Genomic DNA, 19386 nt, shown 5'->3' on the forward strand with positions numbered 1-19386 from the left:
TCACACAACATGAGAATCAGAATCTACTTTTTAATAACCTTGCTTTTTATATCAGGGTTATTCAACGGACAATCTGTAGGTCAGACACCTGGTGATTTGTCTGTTTCTTCATCGGGAGCTGCTAATTATACAATACCTATTGCCAATCTTCCGGGAATCAAGGATATGGTACCGGGTATTTCTTTAGCTTACTCCAGCCAGAGCGGAAATGGTCTTGCAGGATGGGGATGGAATATCGCAGGAATATCATCTATTACAAGAATACCATCAACGAAGTTTCATGACGGGATCATTGATGGGGTAGACTATAATGATAAGGACAGGTTTGCGTTTGACGGGCAGAGATTGCTCTTAAAATCCGGGACTTATGGAGCAGACGGAGCAGAGTATCAAACAGAAATGTATTCCAATATTAAAATAGTTTCACATGGTAATGTAGCCAATGGACCGGAATATTTTATGGTATATTATCCGGATGGTAAAACCGCCAAATACGGAGGACCAAGTGGCTTTTTGGGAATGAACAGCTTTGAATGGAAAATCAATTATATCGAAGATGCTCAACAAAACAGGATTCGGTTTACCTACGACAGTTTCAACAATTATATTTATGTTCAGACGATAGAATATGGGAATAATGCCGCCATTAACCCTAATGACAGTCCTAATAAAATAAAGTTTTACTATAAAGATGCTGCAAGAACGGACCAGGCTTATATTTTTGGTTCACGGGATATTTATTCACACAGAAAACTGGACAGGGTAGAGGTAACAGGCAACGGACAACTTTTCAGAAAATATCAGCTCACCTATAATGTAACTTCTTTAAATTACGAACGACTCGTAGCTGTTCAGGAGTATAATGGGAGTAATGAAAGTATTAAACCGATTATTTTAGAATATGACACTACAGATAACGGAATTACCAACAATTCGAAAACAATAACGAGCGTTTCTCCGGCTTATGACAGAAACAACTGGCAGTATACTTCAGGATATTTTGATAATGACAGTTCGATAGATTTTATGACCTATCCTAATTCCAGGGACCAGCTTTACAGATTCAATTCCAGTCAGCTTACCAATTCCAACTCCAATGTAGCAGGTACCTTGATTAGTGTAGAAAAATTCACGAATATTTTTTCAACAAAATTAGTGCTGCCTAATAATAAATTTTATAATCTGGATGCAATAACTACAGTAATCAGTGACAATACGACACCTGTTACTGATGAAGAGACTGTAAAAATAAACAACTATATTTCGGATAGCAATGCAAACTCACTTGATCTGATATTCACAAATTCTTACAGGTTTCCGACCGCTTTGAATGAAAGATGTATTGCCATTAACGGAAGCACGAGCTACAATACCAGAATTCCCAAGACTTATCTCACTGGAGATTTTGATGGAGACGGAGTATCTGATATTTTGGCTGTGATTCGTCCTTACTCCATATCGCAGACCTATTACTGTGGCCCTGCAAAGCAAAGTACGGATGCCAACAGACCCCCGCCAGATTGTTGTACCCAGAATACAACGATTGATATTTCCCAGGTTTTTTTGCTGAAACTGGATCCTAATAATTCCAGTGTACAGACACCGGTTACTCTGGGATATAATTATGTAGTAAAATCAGATTCCAGAATTTACGTTGCAGATTTTGAAGGAGATGGCGTTGCAGATTTATATATAATTAATCCCGGCCAGCTCTATGTATATGGAATGAAAAACGGAGCCTTTATTCAAAAAGCAACTTTTTCCAGTGGTCTTATTAAAAATGAATATCCATGTTATCTTGCTGATTTTAATGGAGATGGTAAAACTGATGTGGTAACTCCTATAGAGAATGCAACTACAAACTGGTATTTTATAATAAACTCCGGAGAGTCATTTATGGGAAATGTAAGGGATATAGGAACCAATTATTTTAAGCCTCAGGTAGTCAATTCTTGTTATCCAGCTCCATCAGGTGGTAATATTTGTGGATATATGCTTCAGCAGACCTATTACACCTTTACAGACATCAACGGAGATGCAAAAGCAGATTTATTCTATCATGATATTCTGACCCCGCATAATGTACCGGAAGCCGGGCCCAATGCTAATGGAGCTTATCTCGCTTATGGAGATAATTACAGCATCAGAGATAAAGGAGGGGTAAAGTACAATATGGGAAGCAATGTCAATGGTATGCCGACTTTTTCAGCTTATATAGATGGTTGGCAGAATAATTTTACCTATGGAGGAGCAATCAATAAAGGAACACCAATATTTTTGAACAATCCTAATATTGCCAATCAGAATTTAGATTATGCTTTTTTTGGTGGGGATAAGATCAAATATGTTTCGTTCAAAAAAGATAACCGTGTAGATGTTACTTTGAAAAGAATCAAAACAAATGATCTGGTGACGGAAATTACCTATGATACTGCAATAGATAATGGGAGTAGTTCAGGAACCTATACCGGAGATTCTTCCGAGTTGTATCCTTATATCAATCTAAATATTGCTCCGTCCATGAAGCTGGTAAGAAAAATTCAGAAAAGCTTTAACGGAGAAATCAAAATACAGGAGTATAGATATAAAGGTGCTGTAATGAATTTGCAGGGGTTTGGCTTTATAGGGTTTAAAGGAATAGCCAAATCTTCCGTGTATGGAGGAACTGTGACTCAGCCTTTATGGGCAGTTTCTTTACAAGATCCACAGAAAAGAGGTGCTGTTAAAGAGAGTTATATGAGCGAAACACCAGACTTTAATTCTCCAGGTTCTTTTGTTTCAAAAACTATTAACACGTATACCACATCTCTGTTGCCTAATAAGGTTTTTGTCAATTTGCAGTCGCAGATCCAGCAAATTGATAATCTGACAGGAACTACGACCAATCAGTATATAGACATTTACGATTCTTACAATAATCCTAAAAAAACAAGAATCGTAGCCAATGGTGGTGAAAAAATAAACCTGATTGACTATGAAGATAACCCTACAGGAACCGGTTCTCAATATTATATAGGAAGACCTGTGAAAAAAGCTGAAACACAGACGTTAGGAACAGATGTTTTCTCTAAAGAAATGCTTTTTACCTATACCAACGGACTAGTTACACAAACCAGAAAAAAAGGAAATAATACAGATTATATTACCGAGGATCTGGAATATGACCAGTTTGGAAATAATATACAGAAAACCCTTTCTGCCCCTGGCATAGCTTCAAGAGTAGAGAAGATGCAGTATGATCCTTCTGGAAGATTTGTCATTAAAACTACAGATGTTTTAGGAAACTCATCTTTGTTAACTTATGAGTCTAATTTTGGAATCTTACTGTCCAAAACCAATCACCTGAATCAGACCGTATCGTTTTTATATGACACCTGGCAGAGAAAAGCACAGGAAAAGGACATTTATAATAATATTACTGAGTACTTCTATGAGTGGATTACTTCCGGGGATTTTATGAATGGTATCAGATCAAGAATCGTTGATGCTTCAGGAGCAACCAAAGAAACATTAATGGATAACTGGGGCAGGAAACGTCTGGAACGGGGTCTTTCTATAAACAGTAAATGGATAGAAAAAAGGACAGAATATGATGTTTTAGACAGGGCTTATAAAGTAAGTGAACCTTACTTCTCCACGGTTTCTCCAAGCAAATGGACTATTACGGAATATGATCTGTTCGGAAGACCTGTCAAAAATATATTCCCAACCGGAAAAATTATTAACACTTCTTATAATGGGTTATCAGCAACTGTAGTAGAGGGACAAAGAACACAAACCATTACTAAGGATGAGTGGGGGAATAAGGTTAAAATGTCAGATAATGGAGGGGTAATTAATTATACTTACTATGCCAATGGAGGCCTGAAATCTACAAATTATGCAGGACATGTTATCAGTATAGAACAGGACGGATGGGGGCAGAAAACAAAAATGTCTGATCCTTCTGTAGGTGGTGATTATACCTATGTTTACGATAGTTTAGGGCAGCTTTTGAAAGAAGAAAATCCTAAAGGGAAAACAGTGTTTGTATATGATCAGTATGGAAGAACAGTCAAGAAAGAAATTTCCGGTGTCAATACAGACATCAAGATTACTTATAATTATAATGCCCAAGGGCTTCTTTCTTCCGAAACAGGGACATCTGAGGGAGTAAACAATTCTTATACCTACAAGTACGATAATTTTTACAGGGTCGCAGAACGTGAAGAAAATAATGGCTCAGCAATCTTCAGGAATCATTATACTTATGATGTTTTGGGAAGAATCAATAAAGAAACTAAGGAAACAATTTTCGGTAACCTTTCCAGTATTTTTGTTATTGAAAATATTTATGCTTCTTGTGGTATACTGGTGGGCATCAATGACGGTAATGGGGATGCAATATGGAAATTAGGAAATGTAAATGAAAAGGGGCAGGTGATCTCAGCGTATTTCGGAAATGGAACGGATATCAGCAATACCTATGACAACAATTATTTTATTGAAAAGATAAGACATAAGAACAGCACTTCAGGACTTATCTTGGAAAACGAATACAGCTTTGTAGGAAGTACAGGACTGCTGAAAGGCCGAAAAAATTTGGCTATACCAAATGGCTGGAATGAGGTTTTTGAATATGATGCCTTACAAAGACTGGTTTCATGGACTAACCCTACTGAAGCCCAGTCTCAGACCTATGATTCGTTTGGAAGAATTAATAAGAACAGTACTGTTGGAGATTATAAATATGCAGATGGTAACAGGTATAGAAAAACAGAAATTAATCTAAACGCTGTTGGGGATGCTTATTATAAAGTGAATCAACTTCAGATGATATCATATAATGCCTTTAAAAATCCAGTCACTATTACGCAGGATGGAAATGAAATGGCAAAATTTGGGTACAATATCCATCAAACAAGGGCATCTTCAGATTATAATTACAATGTTAATTTCGCATATTATATGAGGCATAAGATCTACTCTGATAACACTTCTGTAGAAATTATTGAAAACTCTTTTATTGGAAAGACTCCTCCACTTTTTGTACGGACAAGGATTGTGACTTATATTGCAGGGGATCCTTATTCTGCGCCGGCTGCTTATATTGAAGATTTCGATGCTAATGATGAATCAATAAATAGGGGACTGCATTATTTTCACAGGGATTACCAGGGAACAATTATGGCCATCTCAGATAGATCAGGAAAGGTTGAAGAAAGAAGACAGTTTGACCCATGGGGAAACCTTGTATATCTTGAAAAAAACGGGGTAAAAATAGATCTTAAAAAAGCGAATCCTGACCTGCTGATTGAGCGTGGATATACTGCTCATGAGCATTTCTTCCAGATTGGTCTTATTCATATGAATGGCAGGATGTATGATCCTAAACTGCATACCTTCCTATCTGTAGATAATTTTATACAGGATCCTTTCAATACACAAAATTATAACAGATATGGATATGTACTGAATAATCCTTTGATGTACACAGATCCTAGTGGTGAGATATTCTGGCTGGCAGTTCTTGCCGGTGCCATCATTGGGGCTGTTACTGGTGCCGCAAGTTATATAGGGCAGGCAATACAGACAGGTGACTGGAGCTGGGGGAAATTCGGAATGTCTATTTTAGGAGGTGCATTTACTGGGGCTGTTATGGGAGCTATTGCGCCATATGCAATACCAGTCGGTACATTGGGCGGCTTTGCACTGGCAGGCTTTATGGGGTCTTTTATGCCGAGTTTTAATGTAAATCTGGGTGGTGGATTCAGTATAGGAATATCCCCGAGTATTGCGTTGGGAAACAGTAGTAGTCTTGGACTTAACTTTAATATGTCTTATAAAAAAGGGAACTGGAATATTTCTGCAGGTTTCAGCATTGCCAATCAGTCTGAGGCAGCAGGTAGCGGAGCTTCATTCTGGGAAAAAAGATACTCGGGAGGTATTGGATATGATAATGGAAGACTGGGATTGTCCATTTATTCTACAACTTTCAGAGGCGGTGGATTTGATCAGAGAATAGGGGGATTAATGATAAGACATGGAGATTTTAGTTTCAGATATGAAAATGATGGGATGCCATTTTCTTTAAAGAAAGGTTTTCCTTATCTTGGTGATGGAAATGACAGCTATCGTACAGCTTCTGCTCATTTAGGCTATAAGCAGTTCGGAATTGGGTTTAATTTGTTTACCGGATACAGAAGTGATTATACGGGAGATGATGAGAAGATAGGGCAAGGGGTATATGGCGATAATGGGGAGTTTTATCCACACAACTTTGTGAAAGAAGAAGGTCCTCAGTATAGAATGGGAGCTGTATATATGAATGTTGGAGCTATGCGTATGGGTCAGGACTCTGATTGGTTCAGACATGCCATTCAGGACCGCTGGGCTCATGATATGAATAACTTTTTAATAGACACCAGACAACCTGGCTTTAAAATGCTTAGTGGCGGATATACCAATTATATGCAGTATCAGACAATTAATCCTTTTTCATTATGGTAATTTTTAAAAGTATAGGGATCTTTCTTATGAGTTGGGCCTTTGGGCAAAGTGCACCCTTCAAATTGCTTGATGATGGTGTTACCAGAGTTCCCGTAAGCTTTGAGAAGATAAAAAAGAAGCAACAGATAATCCGGAATTTTTTTTCAGAAGATCGTCTTTATGAATTGGAGTACCTTACAAAAGGAAATAAAGACTATAGTATTCCCGACGAAAAAAATACATGGACCTATGACACCAAGGAATATCTTTACTTTTATAAAAATGGAAATCTGAATTTATTTACCAATCTGAAAGGCAGTTTAAACCTTAATCCGGACTATAACGGAAGCAGAGGGTTTTACTATATTCAGGACAACGGAGAGATCATCATATTTATGTATCAGAAAAAAGGAGAATGGAATATGAAATGGAGCTATGGATATAATAAATATTTCGGTACACTAAAAGAAAACAGGCTTTACATGAGAAATAATGAATCCTATGCCGGAACAAAACTTTACAGAATCAGTATTTATAACAATACAGGCACTGGAATAAATAATTATTCAGCATCATGGTAATCAAAAGCAGGTATTAATGATTATTTATAAGAAAAAATGCCTTATTATTTCTATTTAAACCCCGACTTAATCGGGGTTTTTATTTTTATTATGTCATTTTGTCATAATTTTTTGAATGGTACAGATATTGAGAAATTGAGAATGTAAATTAAATTAAAAATAGAAAAAATATAAAATATTATGAGTAAAATAATTGGAATTGACTTAGGAACAACCAACTCTTGTGTTGCTGTAATGGAGGGTAAAGACCCTGTTGTTATTCCTAACGCAGAAGGAAAAAGAACTACTCCTTCTATTGTAGCATTTACAGAAGACGGAGAAAGAAAAGTAGGAGATCCTGCAAAAAGACAGGCTGTAACGAATCCAACTAAGACAGTTTACTCTATCAAAAGATTTATTGGAACACACTTCAAAGAAGATGCTGCCGAAATCTCAAGAGTACCTTATAAAGTTGTTTCAGGTCCAAACGATACAGTAAAAGTAAAAATCGACGATAGAGAATATACTCCACAGGAAATCTCTGCAATGACTCTTCAGAAAATGAAGAAAACTGCAGAAGATTATCTTGGTCAGGAAGTAACAAGAGCGGTAATTACTGTTCCTGCATACTTCAATGATGCACAAAGACAAGCTACTAAAGAAGCTGGTGAAATTGCAGGTCTTAAAGTAGAAAGAATTATCAACGAGCCTACAGCTGCAGCGTTAGCTTACGGTCTTGATAAAAACCATAAAGATCAGAAAATCGCAGTATATGACCTTGGAGGTGGTACTTTCGATATCTCTATCCTTGATTTAGGTGATGGTGTATTCGAAGTATTATCTACAAATGGTGATACTCACTTAGGAGGTGATGACTTTGATGATGTTATCATCAACTGGATGGCTGACGAATTCAAAGCTGAAGAAGGTGTAGATTTAAAATCAGATGCTATCGCTCTTCAAAGATTAAAAGAAGCAGCTGAAAAAGCAAAAATCGAATTATCTTCTTCTCCACAGACTGAGATCAACTTACCATATATTACAGCTACAGCTACAGGTCCTAAACACTTAGTGAAGTCTTTAACCAAAGCTAAATTTGAGCAATTATCTGCTGATCTTGTAAGAAGATCTATGGAGCCGGTTGCTAAAGCATTAAAAGATGCTGGTTTATCAACTTCTGATATCGATGAAGTAATCTTAGTAGGAGGTTCTACAAGAATTCCTATTATCCAGGAAGAAGTAGAAAAATTCTTCGGTAAAAAACCATCTAAAGGAGTTAACCCGGATGAGGTGGTTGCTATTGGGGCAGCCATTCAGGGAGGTGTATTAACAGGAGATGTAAAAGACGTATTACTTCTAGATGTTACGCCACTTTCTTTAGGTATCGAAACTATGGGTTCTGTATTCACAAAATTAATTGAAGCGAACACTACGATCCCAACTAAAAAATCTGAAGTATTCTCTACAGCTTCTGACAACCAGCCAGCTGTAAGCATCAGAGTAGGACAAGGAGAAAGATCTATGTTCAACGATAACAAAGAAATCGGTAGATTTGATCTTACAGATATTCCACCGGCACCAAGAGGAGTTCCTCAAATTGAAGTAACTTTCGATATTGATGCTAACGGTATCCTAAGTGTATCGGCTAAAGATAAAGGAACAGGTAAAGAGCAGACTATCAAAATCCAGGCTTCTTCAGGTCTTTCTGATGAAGAAATCGAAAGAATGAAGAAAGAAGCTCAGGAAAACTCTGCAGCAGATGCTAAGAGAAAAGAAGAAGTTGAGGTTTTCAACAAAGCTGACGGATTGATCTTCCAAACTGAAAAGCAATTGAAAGAGTTCGGTGAAAAACTTTCTGCTGACAAAAAAGCAGCAATTGAAGCAGCTCACGCAGAATTAAAAACGGCTTTCGACGCTAAAAATGTTGATGATGTAAAAGCTAAAACTGAAGCATTAGATGCAGCATGGATGGCAGCTTCTGAAGAATTATATGCAGCTGGTCAACAGCCAGGTGCTGATGCAGGTGCTCAAAACGCTGGTGGAAACAATGCTGGAAGTGAGGATGTACAGGATGCAGACTTCGAAGAAGTAAAATAATTATTGATTACCAATAATAACAAATAATTAAAAACCGCTTTAAACGAATGTTTAAGGCGGTTTTTTCATGTTTATACTTTCCAGTTCAATTTTTTTATTACTGTTTTTTAACCATATATTTATATCATATTTGTACCGCATCTTAATTGGAGATAATATGCGCCTTATTATGTCTTAATAAGTCTTAACTAGTTTCAAGGTTAATATTAACGTTAAAAACAAGTGTTATAGGATTTAGTAAATTGAAGATCCCTAGAGTCTGCGAGCAATGACAGAAGGCACTTGAAGCTAAAACTACTGTGATGGAATTTGTGTCAGGTCATACACCAATTCTCCATTTCCGTTGGCAAGGTAACCGGAACGTAATTGTGCTATCAGTCCTGTATTGTCAGTAGAGGAGAGGGGTATTCCCGCAGGGTAGGCCCCGCCGTTGCCTCCGGTATAAGGAACAACCGTGACACCATTATATGGGACTCCAGCCGTAAAGATGGGCGGGTTAAAGGTTACGTAAGTACAGGTAAACTTTTGAATAATAGGGTTTATAATAGTTGTGTATGAATTGAAAATTCTCCACTCATTTCCATTCCAATAATGGTATCCTTCAGTTTTCAGCCCCTGTTCCAAGATTATAAACTAAAAGGCCTAAAGCAGGAGAAGGAGTAGTACTCTGATCGATTGATGAATTTAATGCTATTTTGGGGCCCAAAAAAAACTCCTTTCCATTATTTGGTAAAGAATTAACATCCAAATGTAGTATGGATGAAGGGTTTGTAGTCTGTGTTCCGATACCAGCTTGGGCTTGTAGCCAGTACAAAATAATAATAGGATAATAAATTTATGTGTATTCATAAAACATAACTTTTGTGTTGTGAGAAAGCTCAATATTTAAAACAAGAAAAAATAAAACTATCTCAATTTTCTTCTCAGGTAGTAGTAGCGGAATAATAATTTATCATACCATACGGCGAATAATAGTAAAGCAGCAGGGAGAAGAAGTGCTTTCAGTTGAAATTGATGATAGAAAAATCCTCCAATGATCCCACCTAAAAAGAAACAGCTGATGATCATGAGCTTTAAAAAAATACTTTTGTTCAATTGTATTCTTTTTCCTTTCTCTCTATGAAAAATCAGTTGTGAGAGTTCAATTCCCAGATCGGTAAACAGTCCGGTGAGATGGGTGGTTCTCACTACGGATTGAGAAACGCGGGTAACAAGAGCATTTTGCAGACCCATCGCAAAAAGCAATGCTGAAGAAATTATTAGCGGTACAGAAGGACTATCAGATAAGAGTTCGGGTGAAAAACCTACGAAAAGCACGATCACAATTTCAACTGATAGAGGAATGATATAGGAGGTATGTGATTTATGTTTTGAGGCCCATTCCATAATAACCCCTGAAACAAAAGCTCCCAATAGGAAGAACAGGATATACAACAAATAAATAAATGCCATTTTATAATTCTTTACAAATAGTTGTTCCGAGAAATAGGCAAAGTGTCCCGTTACATTTGTGGTTAGGGTACTTACAGCAAGAACTCCTGTAATATTAACCAACCCAGCAACCCAGGATAGAATAGAAGCCAGTTTTAAATTATGGGAATATGTTCGCCCTTTCCCTCTATGTCTAAACATAAATCATTTTTTTTAGGTCAATTGCAATCTATAAATAGTATTAAGAAAAGTAATTCTTTGCGCACGTACATCCTATATCCATCATAAAAATATTTAAATTAGATTACCATGGTCCACTAAAGATTGGCAATACGGGTTAGGCTTTCCAAATCTGTCAATTGCATTTTTCTTCCTTCCATTACGATAAGAGAGTCTTGTTTGAAATCGTGAAGGATACGGGCTAACGTTTCATTGGCAGTTCCTACCATGTTGGCGAGATCAGTTCTGGATAAGGTAATATATACTTTATCGTCCAGGCTGTTTAATTTATACTTTTTATGCAGGATTAATAAACTAAGTGCTACACGTTCCCTGACAGTCCGTTGGGATAAAACAGACATCATATTAGCCATTACACTAAATTCATGGCTCAGGCTTTTGAGCAGCAATTTTGAAAATACCTTTGATTGATCAAGAATGCTCAAAAAATCATCTTTCGGAATAGAAGCAATAACAGATCTTTCTATTGTCTGGGTTGTATCTCCGTAGGAATCGTTACTTAATATTGCGGAGTAGCCAAAAAATTCCCCGGCATTATAGATGTAAATAATTTGTTCCCTTCCGTCATTGTCCACTTTATATTTTTTTACCTTCCCTTCTTTTAAAAAAAATATCCCATTAGGGATGGTTCCTTCTGTAAATATAGCTTCATTTTTACGGTAATTTTTAATCTGCATTACCTTTTGAAACATTTCTTTATCATTTTGGGAAAGCTCTTCAAAAAGATATTGATTGTTAAAAATAAACTTTGAAATCATGATTTACTAAATTAGGCAATTTTAAGACAATATAAATTTGACTTTAATCAAATTTAGAAAAGGTATCCGTCATTTGTTCATTCTTATAATTCAGATACTTTTGTGGGCATTCAACCCTTAATTGACTTATGGAATATTTAGAATCTCTAAGAAATATTGGAATTATACCAGAAAAAGAAGTGTATTGGAACTTATCAGTTCCCCAACTGATATCTGAAACTCTACGCAAGAGCCAGGGAATTGTTACTAGCTCCGGAGCTTTGGCCTGCAATACAGGCGAATTCACAGGACGTTCTCCAAAAGATAAGTATATTGTGATGGATGATAAAACCAAAGACTCTATATGGTGGGGAGATGTTAATCATCCTTTTTCTCCTGAAGATTGTGAAAGGTTGTATGAAAGTGTTGTAACCCATCTTTCAGGTAGAGATATTTATGTCAGGGATGCCTACGCTTGCGCAAAACAAGAATACAGGTTGAATGTAAAGGTTATTACTGAAACCCCATGGTCAAATTTATTTGTTAATAATCTGTTTTTAAGACCTACGGAAAAAGAATTGGAAACCTTCCAGCACGAATGGCTGATCCTTAATGCGGCTGAGTTTAAAGCTATTCCTGAAATCCATAAAACGCGTCAGCATAATTTCACGATTATCAATTTCACCAGGAAAATAATCCTTATTGGGGGAAGTGGGTATACCGGAGAAATTAAAAAGGGGATTTTTACAGTATTAAACTATATTCTGCCATTTGAAAAAAATGTACTCTCCATGCACTGCTCTGCTAATATAGGAGCTGATGGGGATACCTCTGTATTTTTTGGACTGTCAGGAACAGGGAAAACCACTCTTTCAGCAGACCCTTCAAGAAAGTTAATTGGAGATGACGAACACGGATGGGATGATGTAAGTGTTTTCAACTTTGAAGGGGGATGCTATGCTAAATGTGTTAACCTGAGTCAAGAAAAAGAGCCACAAATATTTTCTGCAATTCATATGGGAACTCTGCTCGAAAATGTACGTTTTTTTGAAGGAACCGATATTGTGGATTATGACAATGTTTCAGTAACAGAAAACACAAGAGCGGCTTATCCAATCGATTTTATTGATAATGCGGTGGATCCTTCCATTGGAAAAGTACCTAAAAATATTTTCTTTTTAACTTGTGATGCCTTTGGAGTTCTTCCTCCAATATCAAAATTATCAGTAGGACAAGCTATGTATCATTTTATTTCAGGATATACTGCCAAAGTTGCGGGAACTGAAGCCGGTATTACAGAACCTCAGACAACCTTTTCAGCATGTTTTGGAAAACCATTCTTACCGCTTCATCCAACAAAATACGCAGAACTGTTAGGGAAAAAATTGAAAAAAAATAATATTAATGTATGGCTTATTAATACCGGTTGGTCCGGAGGAACTTACGGTAAGGGAGAACGTATAAAGCTAGCTTATACCAGGGCTATGATATCGGCAGTACTGGAAAATAAATTGGAAAATGTAGATTTTGTACGCGATGCCGTATTTGGACTTCAAATACCTGCAGAATGTGAGGGCGTTCCGTCTGAGATCTTAAATCCTAAAAATACATGGGATGATCAGTTGGCATATGATGAAAAAGCACAGCATCTTGCTGAGCAGTTTGTACAAAACTTTAAGTCATTTAAATCTTTTGCTGATGAAGAAATACTAAGCGGAGAACCACTAATCTAAAATGAGATTAAATAATCGAATAAGCATATAAATTAATAAAAGAACTATAATAATGAAGATCCCCAAAAACCTCTTGTACACTGAAGATCACGAGTGGGTTAGATTAGAAAATGACATGGCTTATATCGGAATTACCGATTTTGCCCAGCGTGAATTAGGAGATATAGTATATGTTGAAATTGAAACCCTTGGGGAAATTTTAAAACAGCATGGGATATTTGGAACAGTTGAAGCTGTAAAGACAGTCTCTGACCTTTTCCTGCCTATTGCAGGAAAAATACTGGAAATTAACCCCAAATTAGAAACAAACCCTGAACTGGTAAACTCTGATCCTTATGGGGAGGGATGGATGATCAAAATTAAGATTGCGAATCTTTTTGATACAGAAGGGCTTTTGAGGGCTGACTCATATGCATCATTAATAGGGATGTCATAAAATATGAAAACTGTAAAAACAAAGAAAACAGCGTTTAATGCAATACATCATATCCTTGGTGCAAAAATGGTGGAATTTGCTGGTTATGAAATGCCTGTTCAGTACAAAGGAGTAAATCACGAGCATGCAAAGGTGCGAAGCAGTATTGGAGTTTTTGATGTTTCACATATGGGAGAGATCTCAATACAGGGAAAAGGTTCTTTGGAATTAATCCAGAAAGTAACAACTAATGATGTGTCAAAACTTTATCCCGGAAAAATACAATATAGCTGTATGCCCAATGATACCGGAGGACTTATTGATGATTTGCTGGTATATAAAATCAGCAAAAATGACTACCTGCTTGTTGTTAACGCCTCTAACATACAAAAAGATCTGGATTGGATTAAAAGACATAATTCTTTTGGAGCAGAAGTAACCAATGTTTCAGATTCAGTTTCTTTACTGGCTGTTCAGGGGCCCAGATCGATAGATGTTCTGCAGAAGCTTACAGACATTAACTTAAAGGAAATGAAGTCTTACACTTTTACCATTGGTGAATTCGCTCATATTCCTAATGCTTTGATTTCAGCAACCGGATATACAGGAGAAAAAGGATTTGAGATTTATGTTGAGAACAAATATGCGGCTCATCTATGGAATGCTATATTTGAAGCTGGAAAAGAAGAAGGTATTGAACCAATAGGACTGGCTGCGAGAGATACACTGCGATTGGAAATGGGGTATTGCCTTTATGGAAATGATATTGATGATTTTACTTCACCTGTTGAGGCAGGGTTAGGATGGATAACAAAATTTACCAAAGATTTTGTTTATAGTGGATTCTTAAAAATTCAAAAGGAAAAAGGAACCAAAAAAAAATTGGTTGGTTTTGAAATGAATAATAAAGGCATTCCCCGTCATGGCTATGAAATCTGGAATGCTGATCAACAAATCATTGGATCCGTTACCTCTGGTACCATGTCTCCAACATTAAAAAAAGCGATAGGAATGGGATATATTTCTGCTGAAGATTCTAAGCCTGGAAACGAAATTTTTATCAACATCAGAAATAAGCCAGTTAAAGCAACCATCGTTAGGCCCCCATTCATTAAAAAATAGATTAATCATCACAAGATTAGTACGCAAAAATTAAATTAACTCATTGTATGCTTGTTCCTAAAAGCCTTTATTATACTGAAAATCATTTATGGTTGAGAAAAATAGGATTGTATGATTTCTGTATCGGTATTACGGATTTTGCTCAAAAAGAAATAGGAGAGATTCACCTGATTGAATTTAATCTGCAAGAGAAAATCTTAAAAAAGGGGACTCCCTTTGGAGCGGTTTACGGAATCAATAAGACCTTTCAGCTCATCGCTTCCTGTGATTGTAAAATTATGGAAGTCAATCAAAATGTAACTATAAAACCTTCCCATATCAACACCGATCCCTATAACTGCTGGTTTTTGATTCTTTCAACCTATATTTCAACGGATGAATTGTTAACTTATGAAGATTATATACAAATAGCAAAATGATTTTTAAACAGCTTAGGCAGAATATGGATGTAAAGGATGCCGTTTTTAATAAAATATATCCTCCATGTATACAGGCAGCGGCAGAAAGACACTGGACCCCTGTTGCAGTGGCTAAATTGGCGGCAGAATATTTGGCGGAAAAACCGGGTAAGAAAGTGCTTGATATTGGTGCGGGAGCAGGCAAATTTTGTCTGGTAGGAGCTGCTTCTACAAATGGATTTTTCTATGGAGTAGAGCAAAGGGCTTCCCTGACAAAAATATCAAGGAAAATAGCAGAGAAGCATGATATCACCAATGTAGAATTCATTAATTCCAATATTAATAAAATTAACTTTTCCAATTATGAAGCTTTCTACTTTTTTAATTCTTTTTTCGAAAATATAGATACTTCATCCCCAATTGATCATACGATACTTCCTGATAGTTATTTATATCATACTTATTCAGACTATGTAAAAGAGCAATTATATAAAACTCCTGTTGGAACCCGCTTGGTTACGTATTGGAGTAAGTGGGACGAAATCCCAGGGAACTTTGAATTGGTGGATTCTGCATGCAATGGATTTTTAAGTTTTTGGGAAAAGGCATCCTAACTAAGTTTCTGAAAAAGATCAATCTACAAATTCCTTTTCTATGATGAAAAACTGCCTAAAACCATGAAATTAAGATAAAATAAATATAATTATTAAAATAGTTTTTCAGGAAATGAATATAATAGATAAAATAAAAACCCGTCTTGGCCCTTTAGGAGATCATGCCATTATGCCCACGGATATTATGCCTATCCAAGGCTTGAAGGGGAGATTAGCAATACCATGTTTTTTAATGGAAATAAAAAATTGGTTTGGAGTCTGAATAACTATTTAGGTCTGGCCAATCACCCTGAAGTCAGACAGGCAGATATTGAAGGAGCTAAACAGTATGGTCTTGCTTATCCTATGGGAGCAAGGATGATGAGTGGAAATACCAAATTACATGAAGAGTTTGAAGCAAAGGTTGCCAGTTATGTTCAGAAAGAAGATGCTTTTTTATTGAATTATGGTTATCAGGGAATGGTATCCATTATTGACTGTTTGGTAGACCGAAAAGATGTGATTGTTTATGATGCTGAATCCCATGCCTGTATTATTGATGGAATACGCTTGCATCTTGGAAAGCATTTTGTTTTTAAGCACAATGATATAGAGGATTGTGAAAAGCAATTGGAACGTGCAAAAAAAATAGTGTCTGAAACAAATGGAGCCATCTTGGTAATTACGGAAGGTGTCTTTGGAATGCGTGGAGATCAGGGAAGGCTAAAAGAGATTGTTGCTCTAAAGGAAAAATTTAAATTTTCTTTATTGGTAGATGATGCTCACGGTATTGGCTGCTTAGGAAAAACAGGAGCCGGAACAGGTGAAGAACAAGGAGTACAGGATGGTATTGATTTTTATTTTGGAACCTTTGCAAAATCGTTTGCGGGTATTGGAGCTTTTATTGCCAGTACTAAAGAAGCTATTTTATTTTTGAAGTATAACATGCGCTCCCAGATATTTGCTAAAGCATTGCCAATGCCGATGGTATTCGGTGCTTTAAAAAGATTGGAATTAATGCGTACAATGCCAGAACTTAGAGAAAAGCTTTGGAAAATAACCCATAGCTTACAAAAAGGCTTAACTGAAGCTGGCTTTGATATTGGGAATACAAATTCTCCGGTAACCCCTGTTTATCTCAATGGAACTATAGAAGAAGCAACTGCGCTGGTTCGTGATTTACGCGAAACCCATCAGCTGTTTTGCTCTATGGTGGTTTATCCTGTTGTACCGAAAGGAATGATCATTTTACGATTGATTCCTACTGCTGTTCATACTTTGGAAGATGTAGAAACGACAATTGCTGTATTTAAACAAATCAGGACTAACTTAAATTCCGGTTATTATAAACAGTAATCTGGAAATAGTAATACATTAGAAGCCAAAACAATTTAAGCAAACGCCTGTATATTGTAATCTTACCTAAAAGTATTATTTTATAAACTGAAATACATGGTCTGAATATTATGTATATTTTTTTTAGGGTATTATTACATTTTGTAGTAATACCTTTTTTTGTAGTTAACTGGATAAATTTTTCTACCACATTAGCTGTACAAAAAACTCTTGGCAACATTGAAGAAGTAGAGAAATTCTATCTCAAAAAAGTGTAAATTTCAACCATTTACCTAATTTCAATTAATGGATTCAATATTAGATACCGATATTGACAATAGTTTCAATTCGCTCATTATTTGTATCATAAAATTTTAAAAAATTGATTTACGATGGGAATTATTTTTGAAGAAGTAAAATAGTTATTGATTAATAACTGTTAATAAAATAAGTCTGCTTAAACTTAACCACAAAAGTCACAAAAGTTTTTATTTTTTTAACACTTTAGTACACTTTAGAAAGTTTAAGGAAATACTGCACCATTAAGTTCACTTAAGATGAAAATCTTTGATTTTCAACAAAACTTTAGTGTACTTCTTATACACAAAGTATATAACTTAAATAACTTTAGGGTTTAAAAAGCTTTTGTGTCCCCTTTATGGTTTAATAAAATTAATATATAAAACCGCCTTATATAGCTGTCTAAGGCGGTTTTTGTTTTTTGATATTTGCTGATTTTACTTTTTTTTATTTTTAATTAGTTATTTGTACTGGAATAATGGTAAACTTAAGAGAGTATACAAATTGATATGCTCAAGAAGTTATATACATTTGTACTACAAACAATAAATCAAATATTTAATTATAAGCTGCAATGAAATTGAAATTATCTTTTATTTTGATTGTATTTTTTATAACAATCACGGCACAATCAAAAAATGATTTAAATTCTGAAGAGAAAGAATATATTTCAAAGTTTATATATCCAATAAAAACTTTTAATCCAGACGAAAGAGATAATAGTGATTTGCTAATCTTAAACAAACTCATTGGAAATTCTAAAATAGTAGGATTAGGAGAATCTACTCATGGTTCAAGTGAAGTGTATCAAATGAAATATAGAATAAGTGAATATTTGATAGCTAATAAAAATTTCAATGTCTTTTCGCTAGAGGCCAATATGCCTGAAAGCTTTTTAATGAATCAATATATTCGGGAAGAAAAAGGAGATCCTAAAGATATTCTAAAAGGAATGTATTTTTGGCTGTGGCAAACCGAAGAAACTTTAACTTTTGTTGAATGGTTAAAAAAATACAATGAAAATCATCATTCAAAAGTTTTTTTTGATGGTTTCGATATGCAGTTTGCAAAAGGAGCAGTAGATCAAATAAGAAAAACATATCAAGAAAATCACTTGTCCGAACAAGAGATTAATGACCTGGAAACAGCTTTAAAGGAAAATAACAGAGGCTTTAGAACTTATTCTAAAAAAAGCCAAAAAACTATAGCTGAGTATCTGTTTTTAATACAACAAAAATCTATCTCAATAAAAAACCCGGAAGAAAAATTGCGCTTCCTGCAAAATGTAGATATTATCAGACAATATAGCCAACTCAATTTTATTAGGAGAGACCAATTCATGGCGGAGAATATTAAATGGTTAAAAGAAAACTATTTGAATTCTAAAGTAATAGCCTCCGCTCATAATTATCACATTGCAAAATTAAAATCTGATAGAATGGGATATTGGCTCAATGAAATGTATGATAAAGATTTTGTGAATTTTGGATTTGCCTTTTATGAAGGTACTTATTCTGCAAGTATGGATGGGAAGCTTGGTACCTATAATTCAGAAAAAGCTGGTCCCAGAACATTAGAATATAAGCTTAACTCACTTAACATTCCAATTTTTATTTTGGATCTAAAAGCAATCAAAAAAGATGGGAACAAGCTTGGCAATTGGATATTGAAAGATATTCTATTTCGAAAAACTGGATCAGGTACGGATAAAAATGAATTTATAAAAACCAATGTGGCTAACTCTTTTGATTATTTGATATTCATTAATAAGTCAACAAATTCAAAACTATTAACTGGTAACTCAAAATAAAGAAATTACAGTATTATAAATTTTTATTATAAAATGAAAATTGAGTCCTCTACTTATTAATGGATGGGTAATATTAATTGATATAGTTGCTTGTATTATATTACATTTGTACCATGAATGTATAACGAGTTGATTATCTTTATTATA

Annotated in this window: 12 protein-coding genes and 1 pseudogene; 10 read left to right on the forward strand and 3 right to left on the reverse strand. The window is 35.4% G+C overall.

Features of this window, described 5'->3' with window-relative positions; translation table 11 throughout:
* Positions 1-9: 9 nt before the first annotated feature.
* The 3 genes from J2772_RS16005 (at position 10) to dnaK (ending at position 9125) form a co-directional block, all read left to right on the forward strand.
* Positions 10-6489, forward strand: a complete 6480-nt coding sequence (locus J2772_RS16005) for a polymorphic toxin type 23 domain-containing protein (RefSeq protein ID WP_209918410.1) — start codon at positions 10-12, stop codon at positions 6487-6489.
* A 26-nt stretch (positions 6490-6515) separates the two neighbouring features.
* Entirely contained in the window at positions 6516-7049 is a 534-nt protein-coding gene (locus J2772_RS16010) for a hypothetical protein (protein ID WP_209918420.1), read from the forward strand.
* 180 nt (positions 7050-7229) lie between these two features.
* Positions 7230-9125, forward strand: coding sequence for a molecular chaperone DnaK (gene dnaK / locus J2772_RS16015; RefSeq protein ID WP_209918422.1), 1896 nt, complete (start codon positions 7230-7232; stop codon positions 9123-9125).
* Positions 9126-9419: 294 nt separating this feature from the next.
* Here dnaK and J2772_RS16020 read toward each other — a convergent pair whose 3' ends face one another.
* The 3 genes from J2772_RS16020 to J2772_RS16030 form a co-directional block, all read right to left on the reverse strand.
* Entirely contained in the window at positions 9420-9749 is a 330-nt protein-coding gene (locus J2772_RS16020) for a hypothetical protein (RefSeq protein ID WP_209918424.1), read from the reverse strand.
* 282 nt (positions 9750-10031) lie between these two features.
* Entirely contained in the window at positions 10032-10757 is a 726-nt protein-coding gene (locus tag J2772_RS16025; protein ID WP_209918427.1) for a YoaK family protein, read from the reverse strand.
* A 116-nt stretch (positions 10758-10873) separates the two neighbouring features.
* Complete coding sequence (locus J2772_RS16030; RefSeq protein WP_209918428.1) at positions 10874-11554, reverse strand: Crp/Fnr family transcriptional regulator; 681 nt, start codon at positions 11552-11554, stop codon at positions 10874-10876.
* A 128-nt stretch (positions 11555-11682) separates the two neighbouring features.
* Between J2772_RS16030 and pckA the strand changes: the two genes are divergently transcribed.
* The 7 genes and pseudogenes from pckA (at position 11683) to J2772_RS16065 (ending at position 19239) form a co-directional block, all read left to right on the forward strand.
* Positions 11683-13266: a phosphoenolpyruvate carboxykinase (ATP) gene (gene pckA, locus J2772_RS16035; RefSeq protein WP_209918430.1), complete on the forward strand. Its 1584-nt coding sequence runs from the start codon at positions 11683-11685 to the stop codon at positions 13264-13266.
* 52 nt (positions 13267-13318) lie between these two features.
* Entirely contained in the window at positions 13319-13702 is a 384-nt protein-coding gene (gcvH, locus tag J2772_RS16040) for a glycine cleavage system protein GcvH (RefSeq protein WP_209918432.1), read from the forward strand.
* Between the two features lie 3 nt (positions 13703-13705).
* Positions 13706-14803, forward strand: a complete 1098-nt coding sequence (gene gcvT / locus J2772_RS16045) for a glycine cleavage system aminomethyltransferase GcvT (protein WP_209918434.1) — start codon at positions 13706-13708, stop codon at positions 14801-14803.
* 47 nt (positions 14804-14850) lie between these two features.
* Positions 14851-15222 carry a glycine cleavage system protein H gene (locus tag J2772_RS16050; protein ID WP_209918436.1) on the forward strand — a complete coding sequence of 124 codons (372 nt, stop codon included), beginning with the start codon at positions 14851-14853 and terminating at the stop codon, positions 15220-15222.
* Positions 15219-15815, forward strand: coding sequence for a methyltransferase domain-containing protein (locus J2772_RS16055; RefSeq protein ID WP_209918438.1), 597 nt, complete (start codon positions 15219-15221; stop codon positions 15813-15815). Before J2772_RS16050 ends, J2772_RS16055 begins: the two co-directional genes overlap by 4 nt.
* 112 nt (positions 15816-15927) lie before the next feature.
* A pseudogene (locus J2772_RS16060) lies at positions 15928-17150 on the forward strand (aminotransferase class I/II-fold pyridoxal phosphate-dependent enzyme).
* A gap of 853 nt (positions 17151-18003) precedes the next feature.
* Positions 18004-19239, forward strand: coding sequence for an erythromycin esterase family protein (locus tag J2772_RS16065; RefSeq protein WP_209918440.1), 1236 nt, complete (start codon positions 18004-18006; stop codon positions 19237-19239).
* Positions 19240-19386 lie beyond the last annotated feature (147 nt).

The organism is Chryseobacterium jejuense (genome assembly GCF_017877355.1).
Lineage (GTDB): Bacteria > Bacteroidota > Bacteroidia > Flavobacteriales > Weeksellaceae > Chryseobacterium > Chryseobacterium jejuense_A.